Here is a 21,757-nt window from a genome sequence, read left to right as displayed (position 1 = left end):
TCGCTACCGCTGGGGTGCCTGGGTGGGCACGATCGGCGCGGGCAGCGCCGTCTTTCCCATGAGGAACGAATCGACCGCGGACGCGCAGGAGCGGCCCTCGGCGATGGCCCACACGATGAGCGACTGACCGCGGCCCATGTCGCCGGCCACGAAGACACCGTCGACGTTGGTGTTCCACTTGTCGGTCCGCGACACGTTGCCGCGCTCGTTGAGGTTCACCCCGAGGTCGGTGAGCAGGCCCGGCTTCTCGGGTCCGGTGAAGCCCATCGCGAGGAACACGATGTCGGCCTCGAGGTGGAAGTCCGACCCCTCGACCTTGGCGAAGCGACCGTCCTTGAACTCGACCTCGTGCGCGTCGAGTCCGGTGACCATGCCGTTCTCGCCCGTGAAGCGCTCCGTGTTGACGGAGAAGACGCGCTCGCCGCCCTCCTCGTGAGCCGAGGACACGCGGTAGACCAGCGGGTACGTCGGCCACGGGGTGGATCCGGCGCGCTCCTCCGGCGGGCGGGGCATGATCTCGAACTGGTGGACGCTGGCCGCGCCCTGACGGTGCGACGTGCCGAGGCAGTCCGCGCCGGTGTCGCCGCCGCCGATGATGACGACCTTCTTGCCCTTCGCCGTGATGGGCGGCTGGCCGTACTGGTCGACGACGTCGTCGCCGAGCTGAACACGGTTGGCCCAGGGCAGGAACTCCATCGCCTGATGGATGCCGCCGTACTCGCGGCCGGGGACCTCGAGGTCGCGGGCCTTGGTGGCACCGCCCGACAGGACGACCGAGTCGAACTCCTCGCGGAGCTCGTCCGCGGTGATGTCGACACCGACATTGACACCGGTGCGGAAGATGGTGCCCTCGGCCTCCATCTGCGCCAACCGGCGATCGATGTGGCGCTTCTCCATCTTGAACTCGGGGATGCCGTAGCGCAGGAGTCCGCCGATGCGATCCGCTCGCTCGAACACGGTGACGGTGTGGCCGGCACGCGTGAGCTGCTGCGCGGCAGCGAGACCCGCGGGACCGGAACCGACGACGGCCACCTTCTTGCCGGTGAGGTACGTCGGGTAGACGGGCTGGACCCATCCCTCGTCGAAGGCGCGATCGATGATCTCGACCTCGACCTGCTTGATGGTCACCGGGTCCTGGTTGATGCCCAGGACGCACGACGCCTCACACGGAGCCGGGCACAGCCGGCCCGTGAACTCCGGGAAGTTGTTGGTGGCGTGCAACCGGTCGATGCTCTCGCGCCACCGGTCCTTGTACACCAGGTCGTTCCACTCGGGAATCAAGTTCCCGAGCGGGCACCCGTTGTGGCAGAACGGAATGCCACAGTCCATGCACCGGCTGGCCTGGGTGCGGAGGGTGTCCGTGGAGAAGTCCTCGTACACCTCCTTCCAGTCCATGAGGCGCAGGTCGACGGGACGCCGCGACGGGAGCTCCCGCGACGTGTTCTTCAGAAATCCCTGTGGGTCACCCACGAGCTGCCTCCATGATCGCCTCGTCCACGTCCGCGCCGTTCTTCTCGGCCTCGGAGATCGCGAGCAGTACCTTCTTGTAGTCGCGGGGCATCACCTTCACGAAGTGATTGACCTGCTGCGACCAGTCCGCGAGGATGCGCTCGGCGACCTCGGACCCGGTCTCGTCACGATGCCGCGTGATCGCATCCTTGAGCCACGCGAACTCGTCACCCTGGAGCTCCTCGATGTCGACGAGCTCGGTGTTCAGGTTGTCCTCGAACGTCGAGTTCGGGTCGAAGACGAACGCCACACCGCCGGACATGCCGGCACCGAAGTTGCGGCCGGTCTCGCCGAGGATGACGACCTTGCCACCGGTCATGTACTCGCACCCGTGGTCACCGACACCCTCGACCACCGCGACGGCGCCCGAGTTACGGACGGCGAACCGCTCACCGACGACACCGCGGATGAGCGCCTCACCCTCGGTGGCACCGAAGAGGATCACGTTGCCGGCGATGATGTTGTTCTCGGCGACGAAGCTCGAGTTGGCCTCGAGCGACGGGCGTACGACGATCCGCCCACCGGACAGACCCTTGCCGACGAAGTCGTTGGCGTCGCCCTGCAGTCGCAGCGTCATGCCCTTGGGCACGAACGCTCCGAAGCTGTTGCCGGCCGATCCCGTGAAGGTGATGTCGATCGTGCCTTCCGGCAGACCGTCCTCGCCGTACGCCTTGGTGACCTCGTGGCCGAGCATCGTGCCCACGGTGCGGTTCACATTGGTGATCCGCGTCGAGAACTCGACCTTCTCGCCCTTGTCCAGTGCCTCGCGGCTCGCCGCGATGAGTTGCTGGTCGAGAGCCTTGTCCAGTGCGTGGTCCTGCGTACCGGTGCAGTAGAGATCCTGGTTCATGAACGCCGACTCGGCGACGTCCAGGATCGGCGACAGATCGAGCTTCGACGCCTTCCAGTGATCCTTCGCCGCGGTGGTGTCCAGCAGCGCGACCTGGCCGATGGCCTCGTCGAGCGTGCGGAAACCGAACTCCGCGAGGTACTCGCGGACCTCCTCGGCGATGTACAGGAAGAAGTTCTCGACGAACTCGGGCTGACCGGCGAAACGCTTGCGCAGCAGCGGGTTCTGCGTCGCCACGCCCACCGGGCAGGTGTCCAGGTGGCAGACGCGCATCATGATGCAGCCCGAGACCACCAGCGGCGCGGTGGCGAAGCCGAACTCCTCACCACCGAGCAGCGCGGCGACCATGACGTCGCGACCGGTCTTGAGCTGACCGTCGACCTGCACGACGATGCGATCGCGAAGACCGTTGAGCAGCAACGTCTGCTGGGTCTCGGCCAGGCCTAGCTCCCACGGTGCGCCGGCGTGCTTGACCGACGTCAACGGGGTGGCGCCCGTGCCGCCGTCGTGGCCCGAGATGAGCACCACGTCCGCGTGCGCCTTGGAGACACCGGCGGCGACCGTACCGACACCGACCTCGGAGACGAGCTTCACGTGGATGCGCGCCGACGGGTTGGCGTTCTTCAGGTCGTGGATCAGCTGAGCCAGATCCTCGATCGAGTAGATGTCGTGGTGCGGGGGCGGCGAGATGAGGCCGACACCCGGCGTCGAGTGACGCACCTCGGCCACCCACGGGTACACCTTGTGCGCCGGAAGTTGGCCGCCCTCACCGGGCTTGGCGCCCTGCGCCATCTTGATCTGGATGTCGGTGCAGTTGGTCAGGTAGTTCGACGTGACACCGAAACGACCCGACGCGACCTGCTTGATGGCCGACCGACGCCAGTCACCGTTCTCGTCGGGGAGGAAGCGTGCGGTGTCCTCGCCGCCCTCACCCGAGTTCGAGCGACCACCGAGGCGGTTCATCGCGATGGCCAGCGTCTCGTGCGCCTCGGCCGAGATGGAGCCGTAGCTCATCGCACCCGTGGAGAAACGCTTGACGATGTCGCGTGCCGACTCCACCTCGTCGATCGGGATCGGGGTGCGACCCTCGGTCTTGAAGCGGAACAGGCCGCGCAGCGACGCGAGCCGCTCGGACTGGTCGTCCACCATGCGGGTGTACTCCTTGAACACGGAGTACTGACCGGTGCGGGTCGCGTGCTGGAGCTTGAACACCGTGTCCGGGTTGAACAGGTGGTACTCGCCCTCGCGGCGCCACTGGTACTCGCCGCCCGTCTCGAGCTCGCGGTGCGCGCGCTCGAACTTGTTGTCCAGGTATGCGACTCCGTGACGCACCGCGACGTCGGCCGCGATCTGATCGAGATCGATACCGCCGAGCGGCGACTGCACACCGTAGAAGTACTCGTCGACCAGTGCCTGCGACAGGCCGATGACCTGGAACAGCTGGGCGCCGGTGTACGAGGCGAGCGTCGAGATGCCCATCTTCGACATCACCTTCAGCACGCCCTTGCCGGCGGCCTTGATGTAGTTCTTGACGGCGCTGTCGTAGTCGATGCCCTGCAGGGTGTCGCGATCGATCATGTCCTCGATCGACTCGAACGCCATGTAGGGGTTGACCGCTGCGGCACCGAAGCCGACGAGGGTGGCCATGTGGTGGACCTCGCGGGCGTCACCGGCCTCGACGATCAGCCCCACCTTGGTGCGGGTCTTCTCCCGGACGAGGTGGTGATGCACGGCCGAGGTCAGCAGCAGCGACGGGATCGGTGCCAGCCGCTCGCTCGACTCACGGTCGGACAGGATGACGATGCGCGCACCGCCGTCGATCGCCGCGGAGACCTGCGAACGAATGATCTCGAGCGAACGACGCAGTCCCTCGCCGCCTTCGGCGACCGGGTAGAGGCCGCGAACCACCACGGACCGCAGTCCGTCCTGGGTGCCGTCGTCGTTGATGTGGACCAGCTTGGCCAGCTCGTCGTTGTGCAGGATCGGGGACTTGAGCACGATCTGCCGGCACGCTTCGGCACTGGGCTGCAGGAGATCTCGCTCCGGACCGATGGTGCCGCCGAGGCTGGTGACCACCTCTTCCCGGATGGCGTCCAGGGGCGGGTTGGTCACCTGCGCGAACAGCTGCGAGAAGTAGTCGAACAGCATGCGCGGGCGGTTCGAGAGCACGGCGACGGGCGTGTCGGTTCCCATGGACCCGATGGCCTCGGCGCCGGCCTTGGCCATGGGCGCGACCAGCATGGTCAGTTCCTCGGTGGTGTAGCCGAAGATCTGCTGACGGATCAGCACGCGGTCGTGCGTCATGTGGACGTGCGGGCGCTCGGGCAGGTCCTCGATCTCGACGAGACCCTCGTCCAGCCACTCCTGGTAGGGGTGCTCGGCCGCGAGCTCGTCCTTGATCTCGTCGTCGCTGACGATGCGACCCTGCGCGGTGTCCACCAGGAACATGCGACCGGGCTGCAGGCGAACCTTACGCACGATCTTCGACGGCTCGATGTCGAGGACGCCGACCTCGGACGCCATGATGACCAGGCCGTCCTCGGTGACCCAGAGCCGGCTGGGGCGCAGGCCGTTGCGGTCGAGGACCGCGCCGATGACGGTGCCGTCGGTGAAGCACACCGACGCCGGTCCGTCCCAGGGCTCCATCAGAGTCGAGTGGTACTGGTAGAACGCCCGGCGAGCCGGATCCATCTTGTCGTGGTGCTCCCACGCCTCGGGGATCATCATGAGCACGGCGTGCGGCAGGCTGCGACCGCCGAGGTGCAGGAACTCCAACACCTCGTCGAAGCGCGCGGTGTCCGACGCTCCGTGCGTGTTCACCGGGAAGATCTTCTCTAGCTTCTCCGGGCCACCGAAGACGTCCGACTCGATGAGGGCCTCGCGGGCACGCATCCAGTTCTCGTTGCCGGTGACGGTGTTGATCTCACCGTTGTGCGCGACCCGGCGGAACGGGTGGGCCAGCGGCCACGAGGGGAACGTGTTGGTGGAGAAGCGCGAGTGCACCAGACCGAGCGCACTGACGACGCGCTCGTCCTGCAGATCGAGGTAGAAGCCCCGCAGCTGCGGAGTCGTGAGCATGCCCTTGTAGACGATGGTCGACGGCGACAGCGACGGGAAGTACACGGACTCGCGTCCGGGACCGTCCTTGCCGGGGCCCTCGAGTCCGAGTTCGTGCTCGACGCGCTTGCGCACGACGAACGCGCGGCGCTCGAGATCGATGCCGGACAGTGCACGGTCGGGAGCGGCAACGAACAGCTGGCGGAACGTCGGCATGGCGTCACGAGCCAGCGCGCCCAGGGAGGCGTCGTCCGTCTCGATGTCGCGCCAGCCGAGAACCTCGAGGCCCTCCTCGGTCACGACACGCTCGACACCGGCGACCGCTTCTGCGGACGCGGCGCGCGCCTGCGGGAGGAACGCGATACCGGTGGCGTAGGAGCCCTCGGGCGGCAGATCGAAGTCGACCACGGCGCGATAGAACGCGTCGGGGACCTGGATCAGGATGCCGGCACCGTCACCCGTGTTGGGCTCGGCACCCGCAGCGCCGCGGTGTTCGAGATTGATCAGCGCCGTGATCGCCTTGTCGACGATGTCGCGGCTCCGTCGGCCATGCATGTCGACCACGAACGCGACACCGCAGGAGTCGTGTTCGTTGGCGGGATCGTAGAGGCCGCGCGCTGATGGGTACCGGTGTCCGGGAAGCTGCATGTGTCTTGCCTAACTGACGAGTCGAGCCAAGATCCGCGAGAGCGCGGCCACGTCCGAGATTCGACGTGAACCACCGCGGGGCGATGCGAGAGCGGGTTCACCGTTGAACACGCACTCCGATGGGGCTCCGGCCCCTCTCGGACAACGATCCGTTCCGAGGTGGTGACCGAGTGTTTTCGGGCAGGGGCAATCCTTGTGGGTCGACCCCGCAGCTGAACGATAAGTCAGGAACCGGTCGAATTCACAAATCAGGGCATCCTCAATTGGGCCTGACCTGGTCGTTCCCCCGGCGGTGTGGGAGTGTGCGCGACGTTGCGCGGTACCTCGGCGTTCGACCATGAGAATACTCCCGGAGCGCACGAGCTCGACGTCGGAGATCTCACAGTCGTACGAACTACCGGTGAAAGACTACTGGCCGTAGCGATTTCTCAGCTACGGCCAGTGTGGTGGGCGAAGGGGGACTTGAACCCCCACGTCCCGAAGGACACTGGCACCTGAAGCCAGCGCGTCTGCCATTCCGCCACTCGCCCGAGCGACGGGACGAGATTAACACGACCCGTCTCTCGGGCAGAAATCCATACCGTCGGTCCGGGTTTCCGGTGCCGAGGCGGGGCCGGGAACCGATTCCGGGCGTATAGCATGGATCGGTAGTCGCACGCCGGAAGGACACGCGAGGCCGCGAGGCCCGCGCGGACGTCGGCGGCGTGGACGCCTCGGGGACGGTTCCAGCATCATGAGTCTCCGACGCACGGACGCAGTACCGATGTGAGAAGCAGTACCGACGAAGACGGAGAAGGAGGGTGTCGTGGGAGTGGTTCAGCGATTCGAGAGAAAGCTGCAGAGTGCTGTCGGCGACGCCTTCGCTCGCGTCTTCGGCGGCGGTGTGGTGCCGCAGGAGGTCGAGGCGGCCCTCCAGCAGGAGGCCACCATGTCGGTCCGCACGCTCGACGGCGGACATCTGCTGGCACCCAACGCCTACGTCATCACCATCAGCCCGTCGGATCACGACAGGCTCGCGTCCGACCACGACCTCACCACGCGTGCCTTCTCACGCCATCTCCAGGACTTCATCACCGACCAGGGATGGCAGACGTACGGGCGCGTGGTGGTCCGCTTCGAACCGTCCACCACACTGCACACGGGACAGTTCCGCACCTCGGGAACAGTCGATCCCGACGCGTCACCCCAGCAGAGCGCTCCACCTCACCAGTCCACTGCACAAGACCGACCGTCGTCGACATCAGGAGCCGGCCCCATGACCCAGAACTCAGGGACTCAGAACCAGGGCGACGAGCCCGACCGCGACAACGATCGGCCCGCATCGGGCGTCGCCGCCCGTACACCCCGCAACGGCAGCGCGTACCCGTCCGAGGCGTACGACCCCGAGGCGTCGGGTCGCGTCGACCCGGCGGCGGAGAACCGGGTGCGCCCGCCCCGCGCGTACGGCGACTCGGACCAGGACGCTCGGGGCTACGGACGGCCGCCTGCCGGTCAGGAGCAGGGTGGGTACGGACGCGCACCGTACGGACAGGGTCACGATCAGCAGGGCTACGGCCAGGCGGGGTACGACCAGCAGGGCTACGGCCAGGCGGGGTACGAGCAGCAGGGACACGACCAGGCCGGCTACGACCAGGGATACGGGCGCCAGCCGCAGAACCGCGCACCGTACGACTCACGTGCCTACGGCCAGCAGCCTCCCGCTCAGCAGCCGTACGACCGCCAGGCCTACGGACAGCCGGCGGCGGATCCGCGCGGTCAGGGCCGTCCTCCGTACGACCAGGGTGGACCCGACCCCCGCGCCTACGGTCAGCAGGGCTATGACCAGCGCGGCTACGACCAGCGCGGCTACGACCAGGGCGGTCACGACCAGGGCGGTCACGACCAGGGCGGCTACGACCAGCGCGGGTACGACCAGGCGGGCTATGACCAGCGCGGGTACGACCAGGGCGGGTACGACCAGGCGGGCTATGACCAGCGCGGCTACGACCGGTCCGGCTACGACCAGCAGGGTCAGGATCAGCACGGTCAGGACCGTCAGCAGGCGTACGGCGACTACGACCAGCGCGGCTACGCCGACGGTGGCCAGGCCGCACAGCCGCGGGCGTACGGCGCCGCGGCGGCGTACGACCAGCCGGCCACGCAGGGCTACCAGCAGGTCGCGGACGGGGACGACTACGACCGTCCGGCCGCGTCCCGCGGGCTCGCCGCCACTCTCCAGCTCGAGGACGGCAGCGGCCGCCACTACCAGCTCCGCGAGGGCGGCAATGTCGTCGGTCGCGGCCAGGAGGCCCAGTTCCGGCTCCCCGACACCGGCGTCTCGCGGCGGCACTTCGAGATCCGCTGGGACGGCCGGGTGGCCATGCTGTCCGACCTGGGTTCCACGAACGGCACGACCGTGAACGGTGCACCCGTCCAGGACTGGCAGCTGGCCGACGGCGACATCGTCCGCGCGGGTCATTCGGAGATCCTCGTCCGGATCGTCTGAGACGACCGGACCGGCGACGGGTGCGGCGGCCGACACCGGCCGTCGGCGCCTGCCCTTATGATGCTCCGAGACGGGACGTCCCCGGGCGACCGAGAAAGCCGTGACCCGGCTTCTGGTGACACGAGGAGGTGACACGCTGTGCAGGGATTGATTCTGCAGCTCACGCGAGCTGGCTTCCTCCTGATCCTGTGGTTGTTCGTCTGGGCAGTGCTGCGCACCCTGCGGTCGGACATCTACGCAGCCTCCGGGCTGCGGGTGGCACCGCGCTCCCGCACGTCACCGGTGTCGTTGCAGGGCCGCAAGGCGAAGGTGGCCAAGCAACTGGTGGTCACGCAGGGTTCGCTGGCCGGTACCCGCATCACGCTCGGGTCGCAGCCGGTCCTCATGGGTCGGGCGGACGACTCGACGTTGGTCCTCACCGACGACTACGCGTCCACGCGCCACGCACGGCTGTCTCCTCGCGGGGGTGACTGGTACGTCGAGGATCTCGGTTCGACCAACGGCACCTACCTCGACCGGGCCAAGGTCACGACGGCGGTGCGCGTCCCGCTGGGCACGCCCGTGCGCGTCGGCAAGACCGTGATCGAGCTGCGCCCGTGACACTGGTTCTCCGCTACGCCGCGCGCAGCGATCGCGGTCTCGTGCGATCCAACAACGAGGACTCGGTCTACGCCGGCGCCCGCCTGCTCGCTCTCGCCGACGGCATGGGAGGGCACGCTGCCGGTGAGGTCGCGTCCCAGCTCATGATCGCGGCGCTCGCCCACCTCGACGACGACGAGCCGGGAGACGATCTCCTGGGCAAACTCGAACGAGCGACGCGTGAGGGCAACGCCACCATCGCCGAGCAGGTCGAAGAGGATCCCGAGCTCGACGGCATGGGCACGACCCTGACGGCGATCCTGTTCGGCGGCAGGAAGATCGGGCTCGTCCACATCGGCGACTCGCGTGCCTACCTGCTGCGCGACGACGAACTGACGCAGATCACGCGAGACGACACATTCGTCCAGTCCCTGGTGGACGAGGGCCGGATCACGGCCGAGCAGGCGCACTCGCACCCGCAGCGGTCGCTCATCATGCGCGCTCTCACCGGTAACGAGATCGAGCCGACACTCACGGTGCGCGAAGCCCGCGCCGGGGATCGCTATCTCCTGTGCTCCGACGGCCTGTCGGACGTCGTCAGCAGCGAGACCATCGCCGACACGCTCCGCGAGGGCGAGAACGACGAGTGCGCCGATCGGCTCATCGAGCTGGCGCTGCGCAGCGGTGGCCCCGACAACGTCACCGTCGTCGTCGCCGACGTCATCGATCTGGACTACGGCCAGTCGCACCCCATTCTCGCCGGGGCCGCGTCGATGTCCGACGAGGAGGACGCGCCGCCGCCGAACACGGCAGCCGGCCGCGCCGCCGCCATGCGTCCGCCCCGCACCACACCGAAGCGTGTCGTGACACCGCCGCCCGTGCCGGAGAAGAAGTCGCACAAGCTCCGGTGGTCACTTGCCGGCCTCGGCGTGGTCGCTCTCCTCGTCGTCGGTCTGGTCGTGGGATGGCAACTGCTGCAACGCAACTACTACGTCGGCACCGACGACGGTCGTGTGGTCGTGATGCGCGGAGTGTCCGGTTCCGTGCTCGGCTTCTCGCTGCAGGAAGTCGATCTCGTCGGTTGCGTGCGCGACGGTGCCACCGCCACCGAGGACGCGACCGTCGAGCTGCGCGCTCCGGGCGACGCGGACTGCACGGTGCTCGGTGTCGACGATCTCCAGCCCTCGGCGCGCGAGCAGGTGCGCTCGGGACTGCCGTCGGGCACCCTCGACGACGCACGTACCCAGGTGGCACGGCTCGCGTCCGGTGATCTGCTGCCCCCGTGCGATCCCCCGGCGAGCGCCACCACCACACCGAGCCCGACGCCCGAGGCGACGCCCGCACCCACGGCCGCGCCTTCCGCACCGGTTCCACCGGTGCCCGTCGATCCGGCAGCTCCGGTGACCACCACGATCGAGCCCACCCCGGCACCGACGCCGACGCTGGTGGCGGGCCAGACCTGCAGGACGGGTTCGTGATGTCCGCCCCGACCCCGAACCGGTCCACCCCCAGCCAGTCGTCCGCCTCGTTCGCCAGCCCGCCCGGAGGCTTCGCTCCCGCACCGCCGCAGTCGACGAAGCGTGGTGTCGAAGCAGCGCTTCTCGGCGCCGCCGCGATCATCACCACGGTGTCGCTCGTGCTCGTCGAGGCGAGCCAGGAGCAGGCCATCACCTGGGACCTGGCGAAGTACGGCCTCGCCTACCTCGCGATGTTCGCGCTCGCTCACGCCGCGGTGCGCCGGTTCGCCACCCATGCGGACCCGCTCCTGCTCCCGGTCGTCGCGATGCTGAACGGGCTCGGACTGGTGCTCATCCACCGTCTCGATCTCGCAGCGCAGCAGTCGGCCGTGTACCTGGGTATCGAGGAACCGTCGGCGGACGCCACGCAGCAGGTGCTGTGGACGGCCCTGGGTATCGCCGGGTTCGTCGCCGTCCTCGTGCTGGTCCGCGACTACCGCACCCTCGCGCGGTACGGCTACACCCTGGGCCTCGGCGGTCTGGTGTTCCTGGCCCTCCCGGCCGTCCTGCCCTCGTCGTTGTCCGAGGTCAACGGCTCCAAGATCTGGATTCGGTTGCCCGGCTTCAGTATCCAGCCCGGCGAGTTCTCCAAGATCCTGCTGCTCATCTTCTTCGCCTCGGTGCTCGTGGCGAAGCGCGAGCTCTTCACCACCGCGGGCAAGCACGTGCTCGGGATGGACTTCCCGCGCGCCCGCGATCTCGGCCCCATCGTCGTCGCGTGGATCGTGTCCATCGGCGTCCTGGTGTTCGAGAAGGATCTCGGCACGTCGCTGCTGATCTACTGCACGGTCCTGGTGATGATCTACGTCGCCACCGAGCGCGTCGGCTGGATCGTCGTGGGCGTCGCGCTGCTCCTCCTCGGCTTCCTGCTCGCGTACCAGTTCTTCGGTCACGTCAAGATCCGTACCGACACGTGGCTCGATCCGTTCGCGGACTACAACGACACCGGCTATCAGATCTCGCAGTCGCTGTTCGGTCTGGCGACCGGCGGCATGGGCGGCACCGGGCTCGGCAGTGGCAGGCCGTCGCAGGTTCCGTTCGCGAGCACCGACTTCATCATCGCGACCATCGGCGAGGAGCTCGGCCTCATCGGCCTGGCCGCCGTGTTGATGCTGTACCTCGTCTTCGTGCTGCGCGGGCTGCGCACCGCCCTCGCGGTGCGCGACAGCTTCGGCAAGCTGCTCGCCGCCGGGCTGTCCGTCACCATCGCGGTGCAGCTGTTCGTCGTCGTCGGCGGCGTCACCAAGCTCATCCCGCTCACCGGTCTCACCACACCGTTCATGTCCTACGGAGGATCCTCGCTGCTCGCGAACTACGCTCTGGTCGCCTTGCTCATCAAGATCTCGGACGCCGCGCGGGCGCCCGTCGTGCCGCAGAAGCGCGGACCGGCGGCTCCGATCGGTGACGCTCCCACCGAGGTGGTGAAGCGCCCGTGAACACGCCTCTGCGCAGAGTCGCCATCGGCGTCATGGCGATGATCGTCGTCCTGCTCGCCAACGCGACGTACGTCCAGGTCATCAAGGCGGACGATCTCCGAACGGATCCGCGGAACTCGCGGGTGCTGCTCGACGAGTACGCACGTCAGCGTGGGCAGATCTCGAGTGGCGGCCAGGTGCTCGCCGCGTCCGTCGCGACGGACGACCGTTACAAGTACCTGCGGACGTACCCCGCCAACCCCGCGGCACCGTCCAGCCCGGCCGCCAACGCACCGGTCACCGGTTTCTACTCGATGCTGTACTCGAGCACCGCTCTCGAGCGGTCCGAGGACGCGGTGTTGAACGGCTCGGACAACCGACTGTTCGGCAAGCGGTTCTTCGACCTGCTCTCCGGTCGCGACCCCCGCGGCGGCAACGTCGTCACCACGATCGACCCGGTGATGCAGCAGGTCGCCTACGACCAGTTGACCTCGAAGGGCTATACCGGCTCCGTCGTGGCCATCGAGCCGTCCACCGGCAAGATCCTGACGATGGTGAGCACGCCGAGCTACGACCCCAACGAGCTGGCGACGCACGACGGCGAGACGTCGACGCAGGCGTGGGAGCGACTGAGCAGCGATCCGGGCGAGCCCCTGGTCAACCGCGCGGTCTCCCAGACCTACCCGCCTGGTTCGACGTTCAAGGTGGTGGTCACCGCGGCGGCGCTGGCGGCCGGCTCCACCCCGGACACCCAGCTCACGGCGGCGCCGACCATCACGCTGCCCGACACGTCGACGACGCTCGAGAACTACAACGGCTCCACGTGCGGCGGCGGCGCCACCGCGTCGTTGCGCGAGGCGTTCGCGCGCTCCTGCAACACCGCCTTCGTGGAACTCGGTATCGACGCCGGCAGCCAGAACGTCAAGGACGCCGCGTCCGCGTTCGGCATCGGCGAGGCCAACCAGGCCGTGCCGATCCCCGTCGCCGACAGCACCGTCGGGGAGATCCCGGACGACGCCGCCCTCGGTCAGAGCAGCATCGGCCAGCGCGACGTCGCACTGACACCGCTGCAGAACGCCGAGATCGCGGCCACCATCGCGAACGGTGGCGTGCGTATGGCGCCGCACATGGTGGCCCAGCTGCAGGGTCCGGACCTGTCGACCCTCGACACCACCGAGCCCACGTCACTGGGCCAGTCGATCTCTCCCGAGGTCGCGTCCACACTCACCGATCTGATGGTCGGCTCGGAGAACAACTCCGGCGGCGAGGGCAAGATCGCGGGGGTGCAGATCGCGTCCAAGACCGGCACGGCCGAGCACGGCAGCGATCCGCGCAACACCCCTCCGCACGCCTGGTACATCGCGTTCGCGCCGGCACAGGACCCGAAGATCGCCATCGCGGTCATCGTCGAGAACGGTGGTGACCGCGCACTCGCCGCCACCGGTGGGTCCGTCGCGGCACCAGTGGCGAGAGCAGTGCTCGGCGCCGGATTGCAGGGGAGGTGAGCCCCGCATGAGTGGAGGCCTGGGTAACGGAGCAGTGGTCGCCGACCGCTATCGACTGCTCCGACTGATCGCGACCGGTGGAATGGGACAGGTCTGGGAAGCGACGGACAACCGGCTCGATCGCCGCGTCGCCGTCAAGATCCTCAAGCCGGAGTTCTCGGACGACCCGGAGTTCGTCGAACGGTTCCGCGTCGAGGCGCGCACGACCGCGCTGTTGAACCATCCCGGCATCGCCAACATCTACGACTACGGCGAGGTGCGGGACGCCAACGGGCAGTCGCTCGCGTATCTCGTCATGGAGCTCGTCATCGGCGAGCCCCTCAACACGGTGCTCACGCGCATGGGCCGGCTTCCGTTGGTCCACGCACTGGACATGCTCGAGCAGACCGGCCGCGCCCTGCAGGCCGCCCACCGCGCAGGCATCGTCCACCGCGACGTGAAGCCGGGCAACATCATGATCACGCCCGACGGGACGGTGAAGATCACCGACTTCGGCATCGCGAAGGCCGTGGACGCCTCGCCCGTCACGCGCACCGGCATGGTCATGGGCACCGCGCAGTACATCGCACCCGAACAGGCGCTGGGGCAGGACGCGACGTCCGCGTCCGACGTGTACTCGCTCGGCGTCGTGGGCTACGAGGCCATCAGCGGGACCCGTCCGTTCGTCGGCGACGGCGCACTCACGGTCGCGATGAAGCACGTACGGGACGCCGCTCCGCCGCTTCCCGGCGATCTGCCTCAGCCGGTGCGGGAACTCGTCGAGATCACCATGACCAAGGACCCGGCCGCTCGGTACGAGAACGGCGGCGAGTTCGCCGATGCCGTCGCCGCCGTACGCGCCGGCCGACGCCCGCCCGCCCCGGGTACGGCGTCCGGTACCGGTCGGGTCGTCCCGCCCGTCGGCGCCGCCGGTGGGCCGTCCAGTACCCGCATGATGACCACGTCCGCCACCGGCTACGCCGCCGCGGCAGCGGCCACACCGCGATCACCGGAACCCGATCGTGACCGCGGGTCCGGCATGACCCCCGGGCAGAAGGCCCTGGCCTGGGCCGCCGGTGGACTGCTCCTCCTCGCCGCCGTCGTCGCGTTCGGGCTCTTCGTCTTCACCGAGAGCAACGGCTCGACGCCCGTCGTCACCTCGACCACCACGGCGGCGCCCACCACGGAGCCGACCACCACCACGACGCGGCCGACGACCACCACCACCGAACCCACGACCACGACGACGACGACGACCACCACCACCACCACCACGACGGAACCGACGACGACCACGACCACCGAGCCCACGACCACCGAGCCCACGACGACCACCACGACCACGACCAACGGGGGCCTGTTCACCATCCCCGGTCTCGGCGGCGGGAACGGCAACGGCAACGGGGACGGCAACCCGTTCAACTACGCACCGGGAGGATCGCGATGACCACACCGCGCAAGCTCTCGTCCCGGTACGACCTCGGTGAGATCCTCGGTTTCGGTGGCATGTCGGAGGTCCACCTCGCGAAGGACGGTCGTCTCGATCGCGACGTGGCCATCAAGGTGCTGCGTCAGGATCTCGCACGCGATCCCACGTTCTACCTGCGGTTCCGCCGCGAGGCGCAGAACGCTGCGGCACTGAACCATCCGGCAATCGTCGCGGTGTACGACACGGGTGAGGCGGAGACCGAGACGGGTCCGCTGCCCTACATCGTCATGGAGTACGTCGACGGCGACACGCTGCGCGACATCGTCCGCGCCGAGGGCCCGATGGCTCCCAAGCGCGCGATGGAGGTCATCGCCGACGTCTGCGCCGCCCTCGACTTCAGCCACCGCAACGGCATCGTGCACCGCGACGTGAAACCGGCCAACGTGATGATCAACCGCGCCGGTGCCGTCAAGGTCATGGACTTCGGCATCGCTCGGGCCATCGCCGACAGTTCGTCTCCGATGACGCAGACCGCTGCCGTCATCGGCACCGCCCAGTACCTGTCGCCCGAGCAGGCTCGCGGCGAGCAGGTCGACGCGCGGTCCGACGTCTACTCGCTCGGATGCGTGCTGTTCGAGATCCTGACGGGTGAGCCGCCGTTCACGGGTGACTCCCCGGTCGCGGTCGCGTACCAACACGTGCGGGAGGATCCGCGACTGCCGTCGTCGGTGAATCCGGACATCCCACGTGAGCTGGACTCGATCATCCTCAAAGCGATGAGCAAGAACCCGGCCAATCGGTACCAGAGCGCCGCGGACATGCGGACCGATCTCATCCGCGTCCTCGGTGGCCAGCGGCCCAGTGCGCCGATGGTCATGAACGACGAGGATCGCACCACCATCCTCGGCTCGATGGACGCGCCGCGGCCCGGCGCCCGGCCGGCGTCCGACAACTCCGGCGAGCCTCGCCGGATCGCCCGCCACGCACACCCCGACGCGGACGACGAGGGAGACCGACCTCGCCGCAAGGGCCTGCGCGTCGCCGTCATGGCGATCGCCGCACTCGTGGTCGTCGGCATCGTCGGCGTCTTCCTGTGGAATCTCGGCCCCGGTGCGGAAGCCCGTTCGGTGACCGTCCCGGACGTGTCCGCGCAGACCGCCGACGCCGCCCGCACCACCCTCGAGAACGCGGGCTTCCGCGTCGACGTCCAGCAACGATCCGATGCGACGGTGCCCGAGGGGTCCGTCATCGGTACGCGACCCGTGTCCGGCACGACGGTCGACGAGAACAGCATGCTCGTTCTCGAGGTGTCCACCGGTCCGGAGCAGATCCAGGTCCCCCAGCTGGCAGGACTCACGCAGAGCGCCGCGGAACAGGCACTGGTGCAGGCCGGTCTCGCTCTCGACCCGTCGATCGGCCGGGCCGCGTCGTCCCGCGCGGACGTCGACAAGGTCATCGGTCAGGAGCCGGCTCGCGGATCGTCGATGGCGCAGGGCTCGTCGGTACGCATCACGCTCGGATCCGGACCGCGGCAGGTGCGGGTCCCCGACGTGGTCGGTCAGAACATCGACGTCGCTCAGCCGAACATCGCGGGTGCCGGTTTCCTCGTCGATCGCCAGAACGTCGACTCGACGCTCCCGGCCGGTCAGGTGATCGCGACGACGCCCGCGGGTGGCAGCAACGCCACGGACGGCGACACCGTGGTGGTGCGGGTGTCCAACGGATCGCAGTTCGAGATCCCGGACCTGACGGGCCAGACTCCGGTCCAGGCAGTGGAACTGCTCCGCGCCGCGGGGTGGCAGGGCAGCATCGCCGAGATCGATCAGGTCGACGTCCAGACGTCGGACCTCACGCAGGTCAACCGTGTTCAGCAGCAGGCGGTCGCGCCGGGGACGGCCATCGCGAAGACGGCGCGCATCAACGTGACCGTCGGCAAGTTCGGACTCTGACCCGACGCCGCGCGGCGCTCAGACGCGGGCGGCGCTCTCGAGCTCGGCCACCAGGCCCGGCTCGGGAGCCTCGCCGCAGACGGCGAGCCAGTTCGCCAGCATGCGGTGACCACCCTGCGTCATGACCGACTCGGGGTGGAACTGCACGCCGTGGATCGGCAACTCCCGGTGGCGCATCGCCATGACGATCCCGCTCTCGGTGCGCGCGGTCACCTCGAGGTCGTCCGGGATCGTGTTCTCCCGCACCGTCAACGAGTGGTACCGCGTCGCGGTGAACGGATCCGGCAGCCCTGCCAGCACGCCGCCTCCGGAATGGTGGACCACGCTGGTCTTGCCGTGCAGCAGTTCCGGCGCGCGTTCGACCACGCCGCCGAAGGAGGCACCGATGGCCTGGTGTCCGAGGCACACGCCCAGCAGAGGAGTTCCCGACGATGCGCAGGCCTGCACCATGTCCATGGTGACGCCGGCGCGCTGCGGCGTGCCGGGGCCGGGACTGAGCAGCACTCCGTCCACCTCCGCCACGGCGGCCTCGACATCGAGCACCGCGGGGTCGTCGTTCCGCAGCACTCGGGCCCGTGTCCCCAACTGGCCGAGGTACTGGACCAGGTTGAACACGAAGCTGTCGTAGTTGTCGACGACGAGGATGCGCATGTCACAAGACTAATGCCGCACGGGTGGGAGCTCGGCTGCAGGTTATCGTGGACGTGAGAAGTGAGCGTCCACACCGTGGCTCACACCCGCCCGCCTGTAGTCCGGTACGAGAGTTCGAGGTCATCCATGCCCAAGTCGAAGGTCCGCAAGAAGCCCGACTACACGATCGATCCGGCGTCGCGGACGCCCGTCAAGGTCAAGGCCGCTCCGTCGAGCACGCTGTATCTGTCGGTCATGTTCGGTTTCATGGTGCTCGGTCTGGTGTATCTCATCGTGTACTACCTCGCCCAGGACAGCATCGGCTGGATGTCGGATCTGGGGGCCTACAACCTACTGATCGGCTTCGGTTTCTGGATCGTCGGTCTCGTCATGACGATGAAATGGCGTTGACCAGGGCTTCCTTCGCCATGCGCGCCGGAATTACACGCGTGTTGTTCATCCACACTGTGGATAACTTCTGTGGATAACTTGTCCACAGGTGGCAGCGAGACACCGCAGTCCTGGTCCACGCCCCTCGCCGCTGTGGCCGCGCTGGGGGTGGGAGCAGCCGCACTCGCCGCCGCTGCCGTCGCCACGACAGGCGATCCGGCCGGCCGCGCACTCATCGGACTCGCTGCACTGGCAGCCCTGGCGCTGGCTGTGCTGGCCGCGGTCCAACGCCCGAAGTTGAGTGTCGACGGCGACGTACTGCGCATAAGAACTCTGCGCGGAGCCCGCGACTACGGGCGCGACGACGTGCTCTCCCTGCGTCTGGTCCCGTACCCGCGACTCGGTCGGCGGGTTCCGATGCTGGAGATGGACGTGACCGACGGCAACGACGAGCGACTTGTCATCTTCGGTCGCTGGGACCTGGGCGCCGATCCGCGCGCCGTGTTCGACACACTCGAGCTGCACGGGTGGGTCGACGCGGGCTGGTCCCAGCGGGACTAGCCCGCGACGAGGGTCGGAGCGAGCGTCGCGGCACGCAGACCGATCAGCGCCAGGGCGAGCAGGCCGACACCGGCGATGCCGAACCACCCCAGCCGACGGGACCGACGAGCGTCCGAACCGGTGACGAACAGCACCGCGGCCGTGGCGGCGGCACCGGCGGCGAGCCCGCCGAGGTGTCCCCACAACGAGATGCCGGGGATCGCGATGCTCAGCACCACGTTGAGCCCGATCACGACGAGCACCGGGGTGGGGCTGCGACGCAGCCGCACGAGGATCACGGCCTGTGCACCGAGAAGGCCGAACACGGCGCCGGATGCTCCGACTGTCGCCACCAGGGGGCTGGACAACCACATCACGGCCGCGGCGCCGCCCAGAAGCGCGACGACGTACACGGCGAGGTATCGCGAGCGCCCGAGCACCAGTTCGCAATCGCGCCCGATGACATACAGGGCGAACATGTTGACGGCGAGGTGCACGATGCCGGAGTGCAGGAAACCACTGCCCAGGATGCGGACGACATCGCCGTCGGCCACCAGGAGCGGGACGAGCTGCCAGCTGCGGAACAGCGAGCTCGACTGGTTCGCCAGGCCGCCCGACTGGGCGGCGGTGAGGGCGAACACGAGGATGTTCAGTGCCATCACCGCGTAGGTGACGACGGGGGTGGAGACGGTCCTGCTGACACCGCCGGCCATCGTGCGGGCACGCGGGATCGACCCTGCAGCCTGTGCCACGCAGTCGACACAGTGTTGACCCACCGCCGCAGGCCGCAGGCATTCCGGGCAGGCCGGTCGATCGCATCGGGTGCAGGACAGGCCCGTGGGCCGATCGGGGTGGCGCACACAGGTGGGGAGGGGCGGCACCGGAGCGCCGCCCCATCCTGGTCCTGTCATGTCACACCGATCTCGCGACGGGGGACCGTGTCGGTCGAATCAGGCAATGGTGACCGAGTTGATGACGACATCCTCGACGGGGCGATCGCCGCGGCCGGTCGCGGTCGAGCCGATCTCGTCGACGACCTTCTGCGACGCGGGATCGATGACCTCGCCGAAGATGGTGTGGCGACGGTTGAGGTGCGGCGTCGGGCCGACGGTGATGAAGAACTGCGAGCCGTTGGTGCCGGGGCCTGCGTTCGCCATGGCGAGCAGGTACGGACGATCGAACGACAGCTCGGGGTGGAACTCGTCACCGAACTTGTATCCGGGACCACCGGTGCCGGTGCCGGTGGGGTCACCACCCTGGAGCATGAAGCCCGCGATGACGCGGTGGAAGATCGCACCGTCGTAGAAGGGTCCCTCGGAGGTACCCGACGCGTTCTTCGTGCTGTAGTCCTTGGTGCCCTGCGCGAGACCGACGAAGTTCTCGACCGTCTTCGGCGCGTGGTTGCCGAAGAGGGCGATCACGATGTCGCCGTGATTCGTGTGCAGGGTCGCGGTCTGAGTCTGTAGAGGTGAGGTCACAACACCATCGTGCCACCCGGGGAATGTGCAAGGGTGAACGGATGACGTCAACACCCGACAGTGCCACCGCCAAGAAGGCGCTCGGCATCGCCCGTGACACCGCCCTCACGCTCGCGAAGGGCCCCGCAGCAACAGGTTTCGTCGTCACGCGCAAGGGGGTGTCGGTCCTCCGGTCACGACGCGCCCAGCAGCGTGCCGCTCGTCCCGCCCCCGTGCGCACGGCGGCGCCCGTTCGTCGCGGTCGGTTCGTGCCCGGCCGCCGCGCCGGCGTGATCGGACTGCTCGTCCTCCTCGGTGCCGGCGCTGTCGCGTTCTCCCGCTCGCGCCGCACCGAGCTACCCCCTCCCGCCGCCGAGCCGCCGAGCCTGGGCACGCCGAGGACCAACGGTCACCAGGCGCCCTGACTGCTCCGCCCGTCAGAGCATCCCCAGCACGAACCGCGCCACGTCCGCCAGGTCCACGGTTCGTGGGGCGGGTGGGCTCGGTACTCCGGCCACCACCTCGGCCACGGCCCGCGCCGACACACTTCCCGGCTCCAGGTAGTCGGCGTGGCCCACGGTGCCCGCGGTGTCCAGTGCCTCGGTCTCGGGTCGCTCGCTGGGATCGGGCCCGAACCGTCCCAGGTCGGCGACGGGGTCCCACGCCGCCTCGGCGACGTGCACCGGGCCCGGCGCGGCTGCGGCGGCGCGGTCGCTCCATCCGGGTGAACCCATCACCACCACGGCGTCGACGGGCGCGCCGGCCTCGATGGCCCGCGCCGCGACGACAGTGCCGTAGGAGTGCGCCACCAGCGTCACCTCCGGAGCGTCACCACCGTGTCGACGATCGCCCAGCGCCTCGAGAACACCGACGAGCGCGGGTGCCCCGGCCGCGGCCGGCGCAGTCGAGGCAACGCTGCGCCCGGGCTCGAACAGCTCCGTGTTCCATTGCGGCGCTTCGTATCCGAGCCACGACACGCCTGCAGTGACAGAGCCCGGTGACAGTGCACCCGCCTCGGTGACGAGTGCCGCCGTCTCGCCGTCGTGTCGCGCGATCGACTCCGCCACCGTGGTCCCGGCGCCCGGAACCACCACCGCCACCCGATCCGCACCGTCGAGGTCGCCGACGGACACCGCCGCCAGGGTGCGGCGCGCACCCGCCTCGTAGTGCACGAGACGGCGCTCGGGACGCGCGAGCACCTCGATCAGCGCGTCGACGGCCGCCAGGCGCCGCCGTGTCTCGGCGAGTCCCGCGTCCACGTTCGAGAACGCGCCCCCGAACGCGGCGTCGTCGAGTCGCGCGGACAGGTCCCGTTCGGCGACGACGAGGCGCTCACGGTCCTCGGCCATCCGCGCCCGGTTGGCCACGTCCAGCACCGCCGCGGCCCTCGTGGGCGCCGGCTCCGGCGACTCGTCTCCGCCCGCTCTGGTCAGGTCCTCCGCGACCGTGCGATCCAGTTCGACGAGGGCGCCCGCCCGATCCGTGGGATCCCATCGCGACAGGGCTGCACGGTCGTCACCCGCGCGGGCGAGGACGTCCGCGATCCGGCCGAGCACGTCCGCTCGCGTCGACAACTCCGCCGCCGTGCCCACGACGGCCGACCGAGCGGCGTCCGCGGCCGCTCCCTCCCACCCGGTCAGCCTCCCGACCACGGTCGTGCGATCGATCAGCACGCGCAGGCGAGTCCTCGCGGACACCACCCTCGTGTGCATGCTCCACATGTCCGGTGCTGTCCAGACCACCGACTCGCTCACGCCGACCCCCGTCGTTCCCGGACGGCACGTGGTGGCCGCCTCGAGCGGACAGTGGACCAGACGG

General features: G+C 68.8%; 16 protein-coding genes and 1 tRNA gene. 10 read left to right on the top strand and 7 right to left on the bottom strand.

What is annotated here, in order from left to right; translation table 11 throughout:
* Positions 1-3 precede the first annotated feature (3 nt).
* The 3 genes from JOE30_RS03850 to JOE30_RS03840 all read right to left on the bottom strand — a co-directional run bounded on the left by JOE30_RS03850 (position 4) and on the right by JOE30_RS03840 (position 6,594).
* On the bottom strand, positions 4-1,470 hold the full coding sequence (locus JOE30_RS03850) for a glutamate synthase subunit beta (RefSeq protein WP_027505921.1): 1,467 nt from the start codon (positions 1,468-1,470) through the stop codon (positions 4-6).
* A complete protein-coding gene (gene gltB, locus JOE30_RS03845; protein WP_204869459.1) occupies positions 1,463-6,064 on the bottom strand; it encodes a glutamate synthase large subunit in 4,602 nt (1,533 codons plus the stop codon). Before gltB ends, JOE30_RS03850 begins: the two co-directional genes overlap by 8 nt.
* Positions 6,065-6,508: 444 nt before the next feature.
* Positions 6,509-6,594, bottom strand: a tRNA-Leu gene (locus JOE30_RS03840).
* 275 nt (positions 6,595-6,869) lie between these two features.
* Here JOE30_RS03840 and JOE30_RS03835 point away from each other — a divergent pair.
* The 7 genes from JOE30_RS03835 (at position 6,870) to pknB (ending at position 16,922) form a co-directional block, all read left to right on the top strand.
* Positions 6,870-8,549, top strand: a complete 1,680-nt coding sequence (locus JOE30_RS03835; RefSeq protein WP_204869458.1) for an FhaA domain-containing protein — start codon at positions 6,870-6,872, stop codon at positions 8,547-8,549.
* A gap of 138 nt (positions 8,550-8,687) precedes the next feature.
* On the top strand, positions 8,688-9,149 hold the full coding sequence (locus JOE30_RS03830) for an FHA domain-containing protein (RefSeq protein WP_027505924.1): 462 nt from the start codon (positions 8,688-8,690) through the stop codon (positions 9,147-9,149).
* The gene (locus tag JOE30_RS03825) at positions 9,146-10,606 is read left to right on the top strand and encodes a PP2C family serine/threonine-protein phosphatase (RefSeq protein WP_204869457.1); all 1,461 of its coding nucleotides are present in this window, start codon (positions 9,146-9,148) and stop codon (positions 10,604-10,606) included. The genes JOE30_RS03830 and JOE30_RS03825 overlap by 4 nt, the downstream gene beginning before the upstream one ends.
* Entirely contained in the window at positions 10,606-12,081 is a 1,476-nt protein-coding gene (locus tag JOE30_RS03820; protein ID WP_204870751.1) for an FtsW/RodA/SpoVE family cell cycle protein, read from the top strand. Before JOE30_RS03825 ends, JOE30_RS03820 begins: the two co-directional genes overlap by 1 nt.
* On the top strand, positions 12,078-13,565 hold the full coding sequence (locus JOE30_RS03815) for a penicillin-binding transpeptidase domain-containing protein (protein ID WP_204869456.1): 1,488 nt from the start codon (positions 12,078-12,080) through the stop codon (positions 13,563-13,565). The genes JOE30_RS03820 and JOE30_RS03815 overlap by 4 nt, the downstream gene beginning before the upstream one ends.
* Positions 13,566-13,572: 7 nt before the next feature.
* Positions 13,573-14,991, top strand: a complete 1,419-nt coding sequence (locus tag JOE30_RS03810) for a serine/threonine-protein kinase (protein ID WP_204869455.1) — start codon at positions 13,573-13,575, stop codon at positions 14,989-14,991.
* Complete coding sequence (gene pknB / locus JOE30_RS03805; RefSeq protein ID WP_204869454.1) at positions 14,988-16,922, top strand: Stk1 family PASTA domain-containing Ser/Thr kinase; 1,935 nt, start codon at positions 14,988-14,990, stop codon at positions 16,920-16,922. The genes JOE30_RS03810 and pknB overlap by 4 nt, the downstream gene beginning before the upstream one ends.
* Positions 16,923-16,940: 18 nt before the next feature.
* On the opposite strand, the gene JOE30_RS03800 is transcribed toward pknB, so the two are convergent.
* A complete protein-coding gene (locus tag JOE30_RS03800; protein WP_204869453.1) occupies positions 16,941-17,573 on the bottom strand; it encodes an aminodeoxychorismate/anthranilate synthase component II in 633 nt (210 codons plus the stop codon).
* Positions 17,574-17,699: 126 nt separating this feature from the next.
* On the opposite strand from JOE30_RS03800, the gene crgA reads away from it, so the two are divergent.
* Entirely contained in the window at positions 17,700-17,963 is a 264-nt protein-coding gene (crgA, locus tag JOE30_RS03795; RefSeq protein WP_027505930.1) for a cell division protein CrgA, read from the top strand.
* 78 nt (positions 17,964-18,041) lie between these two features.
* On the top strand, positions 18,042-18,503 hold the full coding sequence (locus JOE30_RS03790) for a PH domain-containing protein (RefSeq protein ID WP_204869452.1): 462 nt from the start codon (positions 18,042-18,044) through the stop codon (positions 18,501-18,503).
* On the opposite strand, the gene JOE30_RS03785 is transcribed toward JOE30_RS03790, so the two are convergent.
* On the bottom strand, positions 18,500-19,393 hold the full coding sequence (locus tag JOE30_RS03785; RefSeq protein WP_204869451.1) for a rhomboid family intramembrane serine protease: 894 nt from the start codon (positions 19,391-19,393) through the stop codon (positions 18,500-18,502). The two genes, JOE30_RS03790 and JOE30_RS03785, sit on opposite strands and share 4 nt — an antisense overlap.
* Before the next feature lie 39 nt (positions 19,394-19,432).
* Positions 19,433-19,960 (bottom strand): peptidylprolyl isomerase, encoded by a 528-nt coding sequence (locus JOE30_RS03780; RefSeq protein ID WP_204869450.1) that lies wholly within the window; start codon positions 19,958-19,960, stop codon positions 19,433-19,435.
* A 41-nt stretch (positions 19,961-20,001) separates the two neighbouring features.
* Between JOE30_RS03780 and JOE30_RS03775 the strand changes: the two genes are divergently transcribed.
* The gene (locus JOE30_RS03775) at positions 20,002-20,364 is read left to right on the top strand and encodes a hypothetical protein (protein WP_204870863.1); all 363 of its coding nucleotides are present in this window, start codon (positions 20,002-20,004) and stop codon (positions 20,362-20,364) included.
* A 12-nt stretch (positions 20,365-20,376) separates the two neighbouring features.
* On the opposite strand, the gene JOE30_RS03770 is transcribed toward JOE30_RS03775, so the two are convergent.
* Complete coding sequence (locus tag JOE30_RS03770) at positions 20,377-21,693, bottom strand: alpha/beta hydrolase (protein ID WP_204869449.1); 1,317 nt, start codon at positions 21,691-21,693, stop codon at positions 20,377-20,379.
* Positions 21,694-21,757 lie beyond the last annotated feature (64 nt).

This window comes from Rhodococcus sp. PvP016 (assembly GCF_017832185.1).
Taxonomy (GTDB): Bacteria; Actinomycetota; Actinomycetes; order Mycobacteriales; family Mycobacteriaceae; genus Rhodococcoides.
Note: the sequence above shows the minus strand (reverse complement) of the source record. Positions and strands in the feature narration are given on the sequence as shown.

Bases quoted from the DNA above. Each gene is read 5' to 3' on its own strand.
- JOE30_RS03820 (WP_204870751.1), top strand. From the start codon at position 10,606: ATGTCCGCCCCGACCCCGAACCGGTCCACCCCCAGCCAGTCGTCCGCC.
- JOE30_RS03800 (WP_204869453.1), bottom strand. From the start codon at position 17,573: ATGCGCATCCTCGTCGTCGACAACTACGACAGCTTCGTGTTCAACCTG.
- crgA (WP_027505930.1), top strand. From the start codon at position 17,700: ATGCCCAAGTCGAAGGTCCGCAAGAAGCCCGACTACACGATCGATCCG.
- JOE30_RS03775 (WP_204870863.1), top strand. From the start codon at position 20,002: ATGACGTCAACACCCGACAGTGCCACCGCCAAGAAGGCGCTCGGCATC.
- gltB (WP_204869459.1), bottom strand. From the start codon at position 6,064: ATGCAGCTTCCCGGACACCGGTACCCATCAGCGCGCGGCCTCTACGAT.
- JOE30_RS03810 (WP_204869455.1), top strand. From the start codon at position 13,573: ATGAGTGGAGGCCTGGGTAACGGAGCAGTGGTCGCCGACCGCTATCGA.
- pknB (WP_204869454.1), top strand. From the start codon at position 14,988: ATGACCACACCGCGCAAGCTCTCGTCCCGGTACGACCTCGGTGAGATC.
- JOE30_RS03785 (WP_204869451.1), bottom strand. From the start codon at position 19,393: ATGACAGGACCAGGATGGGGCGGCGCTCCGGTGCCGCCCCTCCCCACC.